A 14,886-nucleotide genomic window follows, 5' to 3' on the forward strand; every position below is an offset into this window, starting at 1 on the left:
GGCCCGTGGGTGGGGCCGTGCGTGCGCGGACGACAGCGTGCCGGAAGATCACGATTCGCAGTAGCCCCTCGTCTCCCCCTTTTCACTGGAGCCCCGGCCGTCTCCCCCGTTCCGGGGTCGGCCTCGTAGTCTGGAGTCATGACCGAACGCAAACCGCCCGGCGTCAGCTTCGAGTCATTCGTGGACAAGCAGATCCGCGAGGCCGCCGAGCGCGGCGAGTTCTCGCGGTTGTCCGGCTTCGGCAAGCCGCTCGACGACGACCGTGCCCCCTATGACGAGCTGTGGTGGATCAAGGGCAAGATGCACCGCGAGGGCGCGTCCGTCCTGCCGCCCTCGCTGACGCTGCGCAAGGAGGCCGAGGACGCCGTCGAGGCGGTCGGCCGGGCGGTCTCCGAGAGCCAGGTGCGGCGGATCCTCGGCGAGATCAACACGAAGATCGCCGAGGCACTGCGCCGGCCGCCCGCGGGCCCGCCGCTGAACCTCACGCCGTTCGACGTCGAGTCGATGGTGGAGAGGTGGCGGAAGGAGCGGGAACCCGGGCGGGGCACGGGCGCGTCCTCCGGCTGACTCCGGCCTCCTCTACCCTGATGCGCGTTCGACTGACCACGCATCAGGTTCGACCGGGGGGAGCCAGGCCGGCATGCGCAGCGACAGCGGCAAGGAGAGGGCGCGGGGCGGGACGGACGGGGGCATCGAGCCGCTCGCGCCCGGGGATCCGCGCCGGATGGGCCCCTACCGCTTACTCGGACGGCTCGGCMCCGGCGGCATGGGACGGGTCTACCTGGCCCGCTCCGAGGGCGGGCGCACCGTGGCCGTCAAGGTGGTGCACGAGGAGCACGCCTCGGACGACCGGTTCCGGGCCCGCTTCCGCCGCGAGGTCGAGGCGGTGCGGAAGGTCGGCGAGCACTTCACCGCACCCGTGCTCGACGCCGACCCGGAGGCCGACCGGCCGTGGGTGGCGACCGGCTTCGTCCCGGGGCCGTCCCTCGAACAGGTCGTCCGCGGGCACGGGCCGCTGCCCGCGGAGTCGATCCTGGCGCTCGCCGACGGGCTGCTCAAGGCGCTCCGCGGCATCCACGGGGCCGGCATCCTGCACCGCGATCTGAAGCCCTCCAACGTGATGCTCACGGTCGAGGGCCCCCGGGTGATCGACTTCGGCATCGCGCGCGCCCTGGAGCCCTCGGTCGAGTCGCTCCTCACCAGCACCGGCCTGGTCGTCGGCTCGCCCGGGTTCATGGCCCCGGAACAGGTCCGCGGCGAGTCCCTGGGTCCCGCGGCCGACGTCTTCGCGCTGGGCTGCGTGCTCATGTACGCGGCCACGGGCCGGCTGCCGTTCGGGCACGGCGCCAGCAACCAGCACGCGATCATGTTCCAGATCGTCGAGGCGGAGCCCGATCTCGACCGGGTGGAGGACGAGGCCCTGCGCGGCGTCATCGCCCGCTGCCTGACGAAGAGTCCGGACGAACGCCCGGGCGTCGACGCGCTGCTGGCGGACCCGGCGCTGTCCGGCGCGGCCACGGCCGACGGTTCCTGGCTGCCCCCCGGGCTGGTGGCTCGCCTCGCCCGGCAGGCGGCGCGGCTGCTCGACGCGGAGGCGCTGACCACGACCGACCAGGCGCCGGAAGCGGACGCCGCCGAGGGACCGGAGCCGGGCGGCGAGGCGACGGGCGAGGAGCGCGGCGCCGAGAGCGCGGGCGGGTCCCGCCCGGATCCGGCGGTCTCCTCCGACACGGGCACCCTCGGCCTGCGGGACAAGGCGGACGGGCACGGCGGCGCGCGGGATTCCGGCGCCGCGGCGGGAGCCGCGCCCGAGGGCGCGGGCGCACGGACCGAGCGCCGCCGGAGCCGCGGCACCTGGCTCGTCGCGGCGGCCGCCCTCGCGGTGGTGAGCGTCGGCGGCAGCGTCACCTACTACATCCAGGACGAGGCCCGGCACCGCGGCATCCAGGGAGCACCCGGCGGCGAAGGCTCCACCCCGCCGGCCTCGCCCACCACCGGCGTGACCGCGACGCCGCCCTCCACGGCGCCCCCCTCCCGGGGCCCTTCGGGCACGACGGCCCCGCCGAGCGGCGMCGCGGCGGGCGCGGGCGGGGCGGCGAGCACCGGAGGAGCCGTCGGCGGCGGGTCGACGGGCCCGACCGGAGGCGGCGGGTCGACGTCCGGGAGCTCCGCCTCGATCACCGGCTCGCCCACCTCGGGCGGCGCGTCCGGCGGCTCCGCCACGTCCGGGGGCCCGACCGCCTCGGGCGGCTCCTCCGGCACCCGGGGCACGGGCTCCGGCGGCACCACCGCCGCGCCCGACAACCGCGTCCCGTCGGCCTTCGTCGGCACCTGGACCCTCAGCGGCTCGTACGCCATCGGCCAGCCGCAGACCGTCACCATCTACCGGGTCGCCCCCGGCCGGATCGCCGCCAAGCTGGTCATCGACTCCCAGGGATTCCACTGCGAGCACCACGCGACGCTGCTCTCGGTCGCCGACGGCGGGCAGCGCATCAACCTGTCCTCCGGCGCCCTGGACAAGGCGCGTTCCACCAGCTTCTGCGGAAACAGCGACCCCTCGTACTTCGCCCTCGCCGTGCCGACCGGCCTGCGCCACGACGTCGGCCCCTCCCACGGCGACGGCTACCACTACGAGCGGAGCTGACCGCCGCCCGGCGGCCGTGCGGGTGAATCCCACCCGTCCGGCCGCCCCGCCGACCGTGCGGGCCGCGACGCCTCGGGGAGCCTGACGGGACCGAACGGAGCCCGACCCGACCCGCGAGGAGCCCAGCCCCATGAAGAGCGCCGACCTGCTGCTCGACGCGTTCGACCGCGTCCGGGACGCCGTGCACGGAGCCGTCCAGGGCCTGTCCGAGGACGAGCTGACCGCGCGGATCGACGGCGAGGCGAACTCGATCGCCTGGCTGGTCTGGCACCTCACCCGCATCCAGGACGACCACGTCGCGGGCGCGTTCGGCACGGAGCAGGTGTGGACCGAGGAGGACTGGATCTCCCGCTTCGGCCTCGGCTTCCCGAAGGGCGCCACCGGCTACGGGCACACCAGCGCGCAGGTCGCCGCCGTCCGGGCCCCGGCGGACCTGCTCCTCGGCTACTACGACGCGGTGCACGCCCGCTCCCTGGAGCAGCTGGGCGCCCTCACGAACGCCGACCTCGACCGGGTGGTGGACGAGGCGTGGGATCCGCCGGTGACCCTCGGCGTCCGGCTGGTGAGCGTGATCGCGGAGGACAACCAGCACGCGGGCCAGGCGGCCTACGTCCGCGGCGTGCTGGAACGCCGGTAGCCGGGCGCGGGCTCACGGCAGCGGGACCGTCGCCCAGACCGTCTTGCCCACGCACCGGCTCCTGACGCCCCAGGCGGTGGCCAGAGCCTCGACGAGCAACAGGCCGTAGCCGCCCTCGTCGGGACACCCCGCCGGCCGGGGTGCGCGTTCCGCGCGGGGGTCGCTGACCTCGATCCGGACGTGATCGCGGGCCGATTCGAGCCGCAGCTCGAAGTCGCGGCCGGGGACCCGGCCGTGCCGGACCGCGTTCGAGGCGAGCTCGGCGACGACCAGCTCGACCGCGTCGACCGCGTCGGTGGCGGCCACGCCCCAGTCGCGGAGCTGCTGCGCCGCGAGCAGCCGGGCGAGCCGGGCGCCCCGGCGGGTGGCCGACAGACGCTGCACGAACACGCCGGCGGACACGCCGCCGAACTCACCGTTCGGGGTGACGATTTCGGACTTCATGCCCCTGAGCCTGGTGCGCCCGCTCTACGCTGACCAGCAGCGACGCCACGACGCTGAGTAACTGTACGGGTACGCCAAGAGGGCGGTACGGATGTCGGGGAACCAGGGGGAACGGCCGGAGAGGCCGTCCGAGGTCGACGGTACGGCGCACCTGTTCAGTGCGCTCGGAAAGATCATCAAGGTGCTGCGGAGGAACGCCGGCCTGAGCCAGGCGGAACTGGCGGAGGCCACGCACTGCAGCGAGGACCTGGTCTCGTCGGTGGAACGCGGGGTGCGGACCCCGCAACCCGACTTCCTGCTGCGCGCCGACCGGGCGCTGGAGGCCGGCGGAGTACTGACGGCGGCGGTGGAGGACGTCCGGGAGGCCCTGGCGCGGGCACGGACACGACACCCGGACTGGTTCCGCGACTTCGCGAAGGCGGAGGCGGAGGCGGTGGCTCTGCACTACTACGAGGTGCAGGCGGTGCCGGGGTTGCTCCAGACGGAGGCGTACGCGCGTGCGGTGTTCCGCTACCGTCGCCCGCTGTACGACGAAGAGACCGTCGAGAAGCGAGTCACCGACCGTCTTGCACGCCAAGCGATCTTCGACAAGTGGCCTGCCCCCACGGTCAGTTTCGTGGTGGAGCAGGCAGTACTGCTACGGCCCATGGGCGGTAGAAGCGCCTTTGAGGATCAGCTACGCCACATCATCAAGATTGCCAAGCTTCGGACCGTGCAGCTCCAACTGATGCCGACGGACTGGGGGGAGCACCCTTCGCTGGGCGGGTCATTCACCCTGCTCACCCCTCGGGGGCGTCGAGAAGTCGCGTACACCGAGAGCTACGGACACCCTCGGCTACTCACGGACCCAGAGGAAGTGCGCATGTTCACAGAACGCTATGGAATCATCCGAGCGCAGGCACTCACGCCTCACGAGTCTCTGACGGCAATCGAGAAGATGCTGGGAGAGTTATGAGCACCGCACAACTGGTGTGGTTCAAGAGCAGTTACAGCGACGGCGAAGGCGGCAACTGCGTCGAGGTCGCCGCCCACCCCGCCGCCGTCCATGTCCGGGACTCCAAGGTGCCCGACGGTCCGCTGGTCTCCGTCGCGCCCTCCTCCTGGGCGGCCTTCGCCGCGTACGCCGCCGTAGCATCCAGGCGTGACCAGTAGAAAGTTCGTCCTCTTCGACGTCGACGGCACCCTCATGGACGCCGTCGCCAACCAGCGCCGCGTCTGGCACGCCTGGGCGGCTCACCACGGTCTCGACGGGGACGAGGTGTACGCCGTCGCCCTCCGGACGCGGCCGGTCGAGACCTTCGCGGCCGTCGCGCCGGGGCAGGACCCCGACGCCTGCCTCGCCCTCCTGCACTCCCTGGAGGACGAGGACGTCCGCTCGGGCACGTACGCGGCCTTCGACGGCGCCGCCGCCCTCCTGCGCGCCCTGCCGGCCGACCGCTGGGCGCTCGTCACGTCCAACTACGAGCACCGGGTCCGGGGGCGCTTCGAGCGGACCGGGCTGCCGCTGCCGTCGCTGATCGTCGACGCGGCGTCGGTGAGCGAGGGGAAGCCGTCGCCCGCCCCGTACCTGCTGGCGGCGGGGAAGCTGGGCGCCGGGCCGTCGGACTGTCTCGTCGTGGAGGACGCGCCGTCCGGGGTCCGTTCCGGGCTCGACGCCGGGATGACCGTGTGGACGGTCAACACCCCCGGACCGGCCGAGGGTTCGCATCGGCACTTCGCCTCCCTGGCCGCCGCGGCCGACGACATCCTGGCGTTCGCCGGCCCCGCCTGAGCCGGTCCGCGGACCTCACCGATCACCCCGACCGCGGCCGCCTCCTTGACTATCGTCGAAGGAGGCCCGCGCGGGCGGGGGAACGGGGACGGCTCATGACCGAGGAACGGCGGCACGCCGTGCTGTCGTTGGGCATTCCCCTGGTGCGGACCGAGGACGGATCCTCCCCGCGCCTGGGGCTCGATCTGCTCGAACAGGCCCCCTGGCACTCCGAGAGCGTCACGACGGTGCTGCGGGACTTCCGCTACGCCCTGCTGCCGGGGCCGGACGGGGATCCCGTCGACCATCTGGGCCGGGTGGACTCCGCGGTGGTCAGCCCGGACGTCGACGTGCTGATCGTGCACATCGTCGGGCACGGCGAACTCGCCGAGGAACGCAGCGAGAAGCTCTACGTCCTCGACGGGTCGGGCAGGCGCCTCGCCCGGCCGGTGGCCTCCTGGATCGAGCTGATCGAGGACCATCCGGACGATCACCGGCCGATGACGCTGTTCATCCTCGACGTCTGCTACGCGGGCGAACCGGCCGTACGTGCCTGGCACGGGCGGATGAACGTGGCCAGGCGCCGGGCCTGGGTGCTGGCCGCGACCGGACCGAAGGACACCGCGTTCGGCTACCGCCTGAGCCGGGCCGTGGTCCGGGTCCTGGAGAAGTACCGGAACCGCGAGGTGCGCTTCGACCCCTCGGTGCGGTACATCCCGCCGAGCACGGTCTACCAGGAGATCGACCGCACGGTGAACGACCTGATCGCGGAGGTGCCGGGGAGCCTGCCGCAGTCGATCATCACGAGCCTGGTGCCCGCGCATGTGGACCTGTCGCAGCTCCCGTTCTTCCCGAACCCCGCCTACGGCGAGACGCCCGCCGACGGACTGCCCGGCGACCTGCCCCCGGAGATCGCGCGGCTCACCGACTGGGCCTGGGACCCCGAGCACTTCATGCGGCGCGGCGGCGGGGGCGAGCCGGTGGGCCGCGACTGGAGCGAGGGGTACTTCTCCGGGCGCGAGAAGGAGCTGGGCGAGCTGTCGGCCTGGCTCGACGACGCGGAGGCCGGGCCGCGGGTGCGGACGGTCACCGGCAAGCCGGGGTCGGGGAAGTCGGCCCTGCTCGGTGTCCTGGTGTGCGCCGCCCACCCCCTGCTGCGCCGGCACACCCGGCGGCTGTGGCACCGGCTCGACGGCCCGGTGCCGGGCGAGAACGGACGGCTGGCCGTCGTGCACGCGCGGCGCCTCGGGCTCGACCAGATCACCGCCGCGCTCGCCCGCCAGCTCCGCCCGGACTCCCCCGCCGCCGCGTCCGGCGGCGCCGCGAACCCCGCCGACCACCTGTACGGGCTGCTGCCCGACGACGGGCCCCCGGTCACCGTCGTCGTCGACGCCCTCGACGAGGCCGACCGGCCCGAGGACATCGTCGCCGCCCTGCTGCTGCCGCTGGCCCAGCGGGCCCGGGAACCGGGCAGCAGGCTGCGGTTGCTCGTCTCCACCCGCGAGGACGGCCGTTTCCGTTCCCTGCTCGCCCTGGCCCGCGACGGCGGCGGGTGCACCGACCTCAGTGCCGCCTCCCCCGACACCGTCCGCCAGGGCGTCGCCTCCTATGTGGAGCGGCTGCTGCGGGACGACGGCCCGTACGCCCGGGGCAGTCGCAGCGCCGCCCGCGCCGCGCTGGCGGACGCCGTCGCCGAGCGGCTGGTGGGCCGCGGGGACGAGCTGCAGTGGGGCGAGTTCCTGGCCGCCGGCCTGTACGTGCACTACCTGCTCGCGGCCGAGGAGCCCTGCGACACCCCCGAGGAGGCCGCGGCGCTGGGCGGGCGCGTGCCGCTCGGGCTGCCCGAACTCCTCGAACTCGACCTGATGCGGCATTCCGGCGAACCCCACCTGCGTCCGGTGCTGACCGCCCTGGCGTTCGCCCAGGGCCGGGGCATGCCCGAGCGTGTCCTGGCGCACGCGGCCTCGGCCTTCACCGAGGATCCCGGCAGGGAGCCGCTCCCGCTGCCCCAGCTGTACGAGGTGCTGGACCGCAAGGCGCGCTTCTACCTGCGGCGTGAGGTGGACGACGACGGCACGACCCTCTACCGCCTCTTCCACGAGGGTCTCGCCCAGTGGCTCCAGGCCAACGCCCCGGGTCCGGCCGGCACCCCGCCCGCGGGCGGGGCCGGCGCACCGGTCCCGCCCGCCGTGACCGCCGACGCACAGGAAGGCACCCCGTGACCGCCGCCCTCTACACCCGGCTCCTGGAGTCGGTCCCCCGTGACGGGGCGGGCCGCAGGCTCTGGCATCTGGCGGCTCCCTACCTCTGGCGGCACACCGCCCAGCACGCGCTCGCCGCCGGCCGGCTCGACGACCTCGTGCGGGACAGCGAGTTCCTGCTGCACGCCGACCCGCACGCCCTGGCCGACGCCCTGCGGAACGTGGAGTCGGAGCAGGCCCGGCACACGGCGGCCGTCTACCGCGCGTCCTGGGGCCTGCACCACGGCATGCCGCCCGCCGAGCGCCGGCAGCTCCTCGCCCTGGACGCGGCCCGGTTCCGGGACGCGCGCATGCAGGCGGACCTGCCGGGCGACGCGGACTGGCGCGTGCGATGGGCGACGGGACACCAGGTGACGAGGGAGCTCGTCCGCACGCTGGTGGGACACGACGGGGCCGTCACCGCCGRGGCGGTGACGTCGGTGGACGGGCGGATGCACGCGGTCACCGGGAGCGCGGACCGGACGGCCCGGGTGTGGGACCTGACCACCGGACGCCAGGTCGGCACCCTCGACGGTCACGACGGGGCGGTGGGCGCGCTCGCGGTGGCCCGGGTCGACGGGCGCCCGCACGCGCTCACGGTGGACCAGGGCAGCACGGTCCGGGTGTGGGACCTGACGACCGGACGGAAGGTGACGGAGCTGATCGGCCACACCAGCGCGGTGACCGCCGTGCTGGTGACGGAGCTGGACGGCCGGCCGCACGCCGTGACCGGGGGCAAGGACCGGGGGGTGCGGGTGTGGGACCTGACCACCGGGCAGCTGAGGAGACTGGTGGGTCGGCACTCCAAGATGGTCATCTCGCTGGCCGTCGCGGAGGTCTTCGGGCGCCCGTACGTCGTCGTGAGCGACCGGTCCGGGGCGGTGTCGGTGTGGGACCTGACGAACGCCCGGCGGGTCCGGGAGCTGACCGGCCACCGCGACTGGGTGGTGTCCGTGGCGACGGCGGTGGTGGCGGACCGTCCCCAGGCGCTGACCACGGACACGACGGGCACGGTCCGCGTGTACGACCTGGCCACCGGGGCGCGGGTGGGGGAACTGACCGGGCACACCAAGGCGGTCGACGTGGTGACCGGGGCGTCGCTGGCCGGCCGCCCGCACGCGCTCACCGGGGACCGCTCGGGCGCGGTGCGGGTGTGGGACCTGGTGACCCGTCGGCAGCGGCGGGTGCTCATCGGCCACACCAAGGCGGTCACCTGGGTCACGGTGGCCGTGCTGGACGGCCGGCCGCACGCCGTCACGGGCAGCCAGGACCACACGGTGCGGGTGTGGGACCTGACCGCCCGGCACGAGACCAGCGCCCTGAAGGGCCGGACCGACCGGGTCGACACCGTCGCGGTCGCGGACGTCGACGGCTCCCCGTACGCGATCACCGGCGAGCGGGCCGGGGCGGTCCGCGTCTGGGACGTGGCGGGCGGCCGGCAGGTCCGCGAGCTGAGCGGGCACGGCAGCGCGATCCAGAACATCGGGACCGCGACCGTGCGGGGGCGTCCCCACGCGCTGGCCATCGGCACCCATCGCTCGGTCCGGATGTGGAATCTGACCACCGGGGAGCGGACGCGGTCGCTGCGGGGCCACGAGTCCGCGGTGGTCGCACTGGCCGTGACGGAGCTGGACGGCCGGCCGCACGCCGTGACCGGCAGCCACGACCGCACGGTGCGGGTCTGGGACCTGACCACGGCGTCGGAGGTGGGCCGGATGACGGGCCACGGGGGTTCGGTCACCGCCCTCGCGGTGGCGCGGGTGGAGGGCGTCCCGCACGTCGTCACGGGGACGAGCCAGGGCTCGCTGCGGGTCTGGGACCTGACGACCGGGGAGCGGACACGGTCGCTGGTCGGCGGCCACAGCGCGGTGATCGCGATCGTGGCCGGCGAGGTGGACGGCCGCCCGCACGCGCTCACCAGCCATCGCGCGGGGCGGGTCCACCTCTGGGACCTGACGACCGGCCGGCAGACCGGGACGCTGATCGACGGGGGCCTGACCGTCCACGCGGTGGCGATGGGCACGGTCGACGGCCGTCCCTGCGCCGTGACGGCCGGACTCGACCGGACGGTGCGGCTGTGGGACCTGGGAACGCGGACGTGCGTCTCCGCGTTCCACCTTCCGGACGAGGCGCGGGCCGCGACCGTGGGCTCCGACTCGACCGTTCTCCTCGGCGTCGGCCACGAGGTCGTCGCCCTCAGTCTCGAACCCCTCGCACGGAGGCTTCGTTGACCGGTTCCGCACCTCTTTCCATCGTCGCCGTCCACGGGGTCGGCAACAGCTTCGGCGCCGGCGTGGACGGCGAGCTCCTCGAAGACCTGCGGGGCCGCCGGGCCGCCGTATGGGCCAAGGAGATCGCCAAGGGCCTGGGCGTGGGCCCCGACCGGCTCGACCTGGACTTCGCCTACTACGCCGACCGGCTGGCGGCCGGCCGGCCCGTGGCGCAGGGGGACGACGACGAGCTGCTGGACGACCCGCTGGCCCGTCGGATGCTGGAGGAGTGGGCGCGGGAGCTGGGTGTCGCCGACGAGGTGTCCCAGGGGCACGCGGCGATCCCGGTGCGGGCGCTGTCGTCGTGGGTGGCGCGGAAGTTCGACCTGGCCGAGGGCCCGCTGCGGATCTTCATCCGGCTGTTGTTCCGCGAGGTGGCGACCTACCTGCGGGCCGACGACGCGCCGGAGCGGCTGGCGGCCCGCGAGGAGGTGGCCGCGCGGATCGCGGCCCACCGGCCGCGGGTGGTGATCGCCCACTCGCTCGGCTCGGTCGTCGCCTACGAGGCCCTGCACGCCCATCCGGAACTGCGGCCCGAACTCTTCCTCACGCTCGGCTCGCCGCTCGCGATGCCGCGCGCGGTCTTCGACCGGCTCGTCCCGCGCCCGCAGTACCGGGGCACGCGCCCGCCGGGCGCCACCCGCTGGGTCAACATCGCGGACCCCGGCGACCCGGTGGCCGTGCCGCCCGGTCTGAGCGGGTACTTCGAGGGGATCGCCCTGGACCACACCTCGGTGGTCGGCTTCCACTTCGACCTGCACAACGCGGTCAACTACCTGCGGTCGGCGACGACGGCGGCGACCCTGGCGCCGTACACGGGCGGGTAGGGGCCGGGTCTTCCGGGAGCCGGCCCGGCGGCCGGGCGGCGGCGCCGGGCCGGGCCGGGTCCGTTCAGTCGGGCCGGCCGCCCGGAGCGGTGAAGACGGGGATCGCGGCGTCCTCCCGGGCGTGGAAGGCCACCTCCAGGTCCATGCCGATCCGCAGGTCGTCCTCGGCCACCCCGACCACCTCGGTCATCATCCGCGGGCCCTCGGCSAGGTCGACCACCGCGGCGACGTAGGGCACCCGTTCGCCGAACGGCGGAAGGTCGTTGCGGTGGACGACGGACCAGGTGTAGAGCGTGGCCCGGCCGCCGGCCGGCTCCCAGGCGACGTCCTCGCTCCAGCAGTGCGGGCAGAACTCGCGCGGGTAGTGGTGGGCGCGCCCGCACGCGGCGCAGCGCCGCAGGAGCAGCCGGCCCTCGGCCGCCGCGTCCCAGTAGGGCCGGGTGAAGGCGTCGATGTCGGGAAGGTCGAAGCGGGAGCTCATCCGAAGAGTCCGATCGCGTGGTCGAGGGACCAGGTCTGCCAGGACAGGGCGAGGAGGGCGACCAGCGAGATGAGCGCCATCATCGCGTTCTGCCCCTGCTCGGCCCAGTCGTGGATCATCAGGACGAGGTAGAGGAGATTGAGCAGCAGGCCGCCGACGAGGGCGACCGGGGTGAGGAAGCCGGCCACCAGGCCGAGTCCGAGGGCGAGTTCGGCGTAGACGACGACGTACGCCATGAGCCGGGGCCGGGGGGCGACGACTTTCTCGAAGCCGGTCCGCACCGCGCCCCAGCGGTGCTCGGCCGCCACGCCGGCGGCCCAGGCGATGCCGGTGCCGCGCTCGAACCAGCCCTTCCTGTCCTTGTGGCGCCAGCTCTCCAGCCACCACAGGCCGAGGCCGATGCGGAGGACGGCGAGCCATTCGGCGCCGGTGAGCCAGACGGTCTGCATCTGTCGGTACCTGCCCCTCCCGAACGAATCTGACGATACGTCAGTTCAGCGGATGGCGCCCCGATCCCGCAAGAGGGAGGCAGGCGTGACCGATTCGCAACCAATTCCCCTCTTGACCGAGACCCAACAAGTGAGCATGTCATTACGCTCAGCATTCATGGCCCATACCCCCCATGACCGCCCCGACCATCCCGTTTACGTCATCGGCGGCGGACCCGGCGGACTCGCCGTCGCCGCCGCCCTGCGTGAGCAGGGCGTCCGGGCGGTCGTCCTGGAGAAGTCCGACGCCGTCGGCGCCTCCTGGCGCGCGCACTACGACCGGCTGCGCCTGCACACCACCCGCCGGCTCTCCGGACTGCCCGGACTGCCGATGCCCCGCTCCTTCGGGCGCTGGGTCGCCCGCGCGGACGTGGTGCGCTATCTGGAGAAGTACGCCGAGGTCCACGAACTGGAGATCGTGACCGGCGTCGAGGTCTCCCGGGTCGAGCGCGCCGGGGACGACTGGACGCTGCACGCGACCGGTGGACGCCGGCTGACCGGGCGGGCGGTGGTCGTGGCCACCGGCTACAACCACACCCCGCGGCTGCCCGAGTGGCCGGGACTCGACACGTACGACCGCGAACTGGTGCACGCGAGCGCCTACCGCAACCCCGCCCCGTACGCCGGCCGCGACGTGCTCGTCGTCGGCGCCGGCAACACCGGGGCCGAGATCGCCGCCGACCTCGCCGAGGGCGGGGCCGCCCGGGTGCGGCTCGCGGTGCGCACGGTCCCGCACATCGTGCGGCGGTCCACGGCCGGCTGGCCCGCCCAGCGCACGGGCATCCTGGTCCGCCGCCTGCCGGTCCGACTCGTGGACCGGATGGGCGCCCTGATGGCCAGGGCGGCCGTGCCGGACCTGTCCGAGCACGGGCTCCCGCGGCCCGACACGGGGCTGTACTCGCGGGTGCGCGAGGGGGCGGTCCCGGTGCAGGACGTGGGACTGATCGACGCGGTGCGGGCCGGCACGGTGGAGGTGGTCGGCGCGGTCGAGTCCTTCGACGGCGACAAGGTCGTCCTCGCCGACGGGACACGGATCACGCCCGACGCGGTGATCGCCGCGACCGGCTACCGGCGGGCGCTGGAACCGCTCGTGGGCCACCTCGACGTGCTCGACGAGCGGGGCCGGCCGGTGGCCCGGGGGGCGCGGACGCCGGAGGGGGCGCCCGGGCTCTACTTCACCGGATTCACCAACCCGATCAGCGGGATGTTCCGCGAGCTCGCGCTCGACGCGGAGAGGATCGCGCGCCGGATCGCGAGGACGACCCGCTAGGGAGCGTCTTGCCGAGGACCGGAGGGAGCCACCTCTTCACCGGTGATCACCGGTGGAGAGGGCGCGGTTCGTGCGGCGGCCGGCCAGTCGATAGGGTGCCAGGTCACGACCGCACCCGGTTCGAGCACGGGCAGGTCAGGCTCCGCCGCGGCTCGTGGCGCCCCCGCAGCTGCCATGCCGTCACCTGCCTGCCCGGTCCTGGGACATGGGGCGGCCTTCACGGCCGGGCAGACGGTTCCGGTCGACGGGGTCAGGAGGAACGAGTGGCACAGGTCATCGCAGAGGTCTCCAGGACGTTCAACGAGTTTCTGCTCCTGCCCAACCGGACCCGGACCGACTGCTCGCCCGCGACGGTCACCCTGCGGACGCCCCTGGTGCGGCACGTCGCCGGAGAGCCGTCGGCGATCGAACTCGGCTCCCCGTTCACGTCCGCGATCATGCAGGCCGTCAGCACGCCGGAACTCGCCATCGCCCTCGCGCGCAACGGCGGTCTGAGCTTCCTGCACCACAACCAGTCCATCCGGGACCAGGCCGCGGCCGTCCGCCAGGTGAAGAACTTCAAGGCCGGATTCGTCACCAGCGACACCAACGTCCGCCCCGACGACAGTCTGAGCCACCTGGTCGCGGTCATGCGGCGCACCGGCCACAGCACCGCCGCGGTCACCCACGACGGCAGTGCCACCGGCCGCCTGCTCGGCCTGGTGACCTCCCGCGACTTCCACCCCCAGCGCCACGACCTCGACGGACCGGTGAGCGGCCGGATGACCGCCATCGCCGACCTCCCGCACGCCGCGGCCGACACCACGCTCTCCGAGGCCAACGCCCGGCTGTGGGACCAGCGTCTCGACTGCCTCCCCGTGCTCGACGCCGAGGGCCACCTGCAGCACCTGGTCTTCCGGTCCGACTACACGGACAACAAGCGCTTCCCGAACCAGGCCGTCGACAGCGCCAAGCGCCTGCGCGTGGGCGCGGGCATCAACACCCACGACTACCAGGAGCGCGTTCCCGCCCTGCTGGAGGCCGGCGCCGACGCCCTGTGCTTCGACTCCTCCGACGGCTACAGCGACTGGCAGGCGCAAGCCCTGCACTGGGTGAAGAAGCACTACCCGGAGATCCCCGTCGGCGGCGGCAACGTGGTCGACGGCGAGGCGTTCACCTTCCTCGCCGAGGCCGGCGCGGACTTCGTCAAGGTCGGTGTGGGCGGCGGCTCCATCTGCATCACCCGCGACCAGAAGGGCATCGGCCGCGGCCAGGCCAGCGCGGTCCTGGACGTCGCCGCCGCCCGGGACGCCTTCCGCGATCGCACCGGCGAGTACGTACCGATCTGCTCGGACGGCGGGCTGGTCCACGACTACCACGTGGCCCTGGCGCTGGCGATGGGGGCCGACTTCGTCATGATGGGGCGCTACTTCGCCCGCTTCGACCAGGCGGCCGGCGCGAAGCTGCCCACCCGGGACGGGTTCGTGAAGGAGTACTGGGGCGAGGGCTCGAACCGCGCCCGCAACTGGCAGCGCTACGGACAAGGGGGCCAGGGCCTGATCTTCGAAGAAGGCGTCGACGGCTACGTCCCCTACGCCGGCGACCTCACCGAAGGGCTCGCCGTGACCATCGCCAAGCTCAAGACCACGATGGTGTCCTGCGGCTCCGGCACGCTTCCGGAGTTCCAGTCCACGGCCCGGCTGACCCTGGTCTCCGACCAGAGCTTCCAGGAGAGCCACGCCAACATCACCCTGCGGGACACCCCGGCGACCGTCGGCTGACAGGCCGCCAGGAGCCACGCGCCCCGGCCGGGATCAGGACGGGCGGGAGCCTCGGGGGACGCGGGGCGAGGGGGC

At 73.9% G+C, this 14,886-nt stretch carries 14 protein-coding genes; 11 read left to right on the forward strand and 3 right to left on the reverse strand.

The window, feature by feature from the left end; all coding sequences use genetic code 11:
• The first annotated feature begins 138 nt into the window (after nucleotides 1–138).
• The 3 genes from EAO71_RS16650 to EAO71_RS16660 all read left to right on the forward strand — a co-directional run bounded on the left by EAO71_RS16650 (nucleotide 139) and on the right by EAO71_RS16660 (nucleotide 3,281).
• Nucleotides 139–567, forward strand: a complete 429-nt coding sequence (locus EAO71_RS16650; protein ID WP_147978440.1) for a DnaJ family domain-containing protein — start codon at nucleotides 139–141, stop codon at nucleotides 565–567.
• Between the two features lie 73 nt (nucleotides 568–640).
• Nucleotides 641–2,644, forward strand: coding sequence for a serine/threonine-protein kinase (locus EAO71_RS16655; RefSeq protein WP_147978441.1), 2,004 nt, complete (start codon nucleotides 641–643; stop codon nucleotides 2,642–2,644).
• Between the two features lie 130 nt (nucleotides 2,645–2,774).
• Nucleotides 2,775–3,281, forward strand: a complete 507-nt coding sequence (locus tag EAO71_RS16660; protein ID WP_147978442.1) for a mycothiol transferase — start codon at nucleotides 2,775–2,777, stop codon at nucleotides 3,279–3,281.
• Between the two features lie 12 nt (nucleotides 3,282–3,293).
• Here the strand turns inward: EAO71_RS16660 and EAO71_RS16665 are convergent, their stop codons facing one another.
• Nucleotides 3,294–3,725 carry an ATP-binding protein gene (locus EAO71_RS16665; RefSeq protein WP_147978443.1) on the reverse strand — a complete coding sequence of 144 codons (432 nt, stop codon included), beginning with the start codon at nucleotides 3,723–3,725 and terminating at the stop codon, nucleotides 3,294–3,296.
• 91 nt (nucleotides 3,726–3,816) lie between these two features.
• On the opposite strand from EAO71_RS16665, the gene EAO71_RS16670 reads away from it, so the two are divergent.
• From EAO71_RS16670 to EAO71_RS16695, 6 genes are all read left to right on the forward strand, one after another.
• The gene (locus EAO71_RS16670; RefSeq protein ID WP_147978444.1) at nucleotides 3,817–4,680 is read left to right on the forward strand and encodes a helix-turn-helix domain-containing protein; all 864 of its coding nucleotides are present in this window, start codon (nucleotides 3,817–3,819) and stop codon (nucleotides 4,678–4,680) included.
• A complete protein-coding gene (locus tag EAO71_RS16675) occupies nucleotides 4,677–4,877 on the forward strand; it encodes a DUF397 domain-containing protein (protein WP_147978445.1) in 201 nt (66 codons plus the stop codon). Before EAO71_RS16670 ends, EAO71_RS16675 begins: the two co-directional genes overlap by 4 nt.
• Entirely contained in the window at nucleotides 4,867–5,496 is a 630-nt protein-coding gene (locus EAO71_RS16680; protein WP_147978446.1) for an HAD-IA family hydrolase, read from the forward strand. Before EAO71_RS16675 ends, EAO71_RS16680 begins: the two co-directional genes overlap by 11 nt.
• Nucleotides 5,497–5,591: 95 nt before the next feature.
• A complete protein-coding gene (locus EAO71_RS16685; protein WP_147978447.1) occupies nucleotides 5,592–7,697 on the forward strand; it encodes an ATP-binding protein in 2,106 nt (701 codons plus the stop codon).
• A complete protein-coding gene (locus tag EAO71_RS16690; protein ID WP_147978448.1) occupies nucleotides 7,694–9,946 on the forward strand; it encodes a WD40 repeat domain-containing protein in 2,253 nt (750 codons plus the stop codon). The genes EAO71_RS16685 and EAO71_RS16690 overlap by 4 nt, the downstream gene beginning before the upstream one ends.
• Nucleotides 9,943–10,812, forward strand: a complete 870-nt coding sequence (locus EAO71_RS16695; protein ID WP_147978449.1) for a serine peptidase — start codon at nucleotides 9,943–9,945, stop codon at nucleotides 10,810–10,812. Before EAO71_RS16690 ends, EAO71_RS16695 begins: the two co-directional genes overlap by 4 nt.
• Before the next feature lie 64 nt (nucleotides 10,813–10,876).
• On the opposite strand, the gene EAO71_RS16700 is transcribed toward EAO71_RS16695, so the two are convergent.
• Together EAO71_RS16700 and EAO71_RS16705 are read right to left on the reverse strand one after the other, a co-directional pair.
• The gene (locus tag EAO71_RS16700; protein ID WP_147978450.1) at nucleotides 10,877–11,293 is read right to left on the reverse strand and encodes a Zn-ribbon domain-containing OB-fold protein; all 417 of its coding nucleotides are present in this window, start codon (nucleotides 11,291–11,293) and stop codon (nucleotides 10,877–10,879) included.
• Nucleotides 11,290–11,742, reverse strand: coding sequence for a DoxX family protein (locus EAO71_RS16705; RefSeq protein ID WP_147978451.1), 453 nt, complete (start codon nucleotides 11,740–11,742; stop codon nucleotides 11,290–11,292). Before EAO71_RS16705 ends, EAO71_RS16700 begins: the two co-directional genes overlap by 4 nt.
• A gap of 157 nt (nucleotides 11,743–11,899) precedes the next feature.
• On the opposite strand from EAO71_RS16705, the gene EAO71_RS16710 reads away from it, so the two are divergent.
• Both EAO71_RS16710 and EAO71_RS16715 read left to right on the forward strand, forming a co-directional pair.
• A complete protein-coding gene (locus EAO71_RS16710) occupies nucleotides 11,900–13,051 on the forward strand; it encodes a flavin-containing monooxygenase (RefSeq protein WP_261992164.1) in 1,152 nt (383 codons plus the stop codon).
• A gap of 263 nt (nucleotides 13,052–13,314) precedes the next feature.
• A complete protein-coding gene (locus tag EAO71_RS16715; RefSeq protein WP_147978453.1) occupies nucleotides 13,315–14,811 on the forward strand; it encodes an IMP dehydrogenase in 1,497 nt (498 codons plus the stop codon).
• The last annotated feature ends 75 nt before the right edge of the window (nucleotides 14,812–14,886 follow it).

Origin of the sequence: Streptomyces sp. MS191 (assembly GCF_008042125.1) — a bacterium.
In the GTDB taxonomy this organism is placed as follows: domain Bacteria; phylum Actinomycetota; class Actinomycetes; order Streptomycetales; family Streptomycetaceae; genus Streptomyces.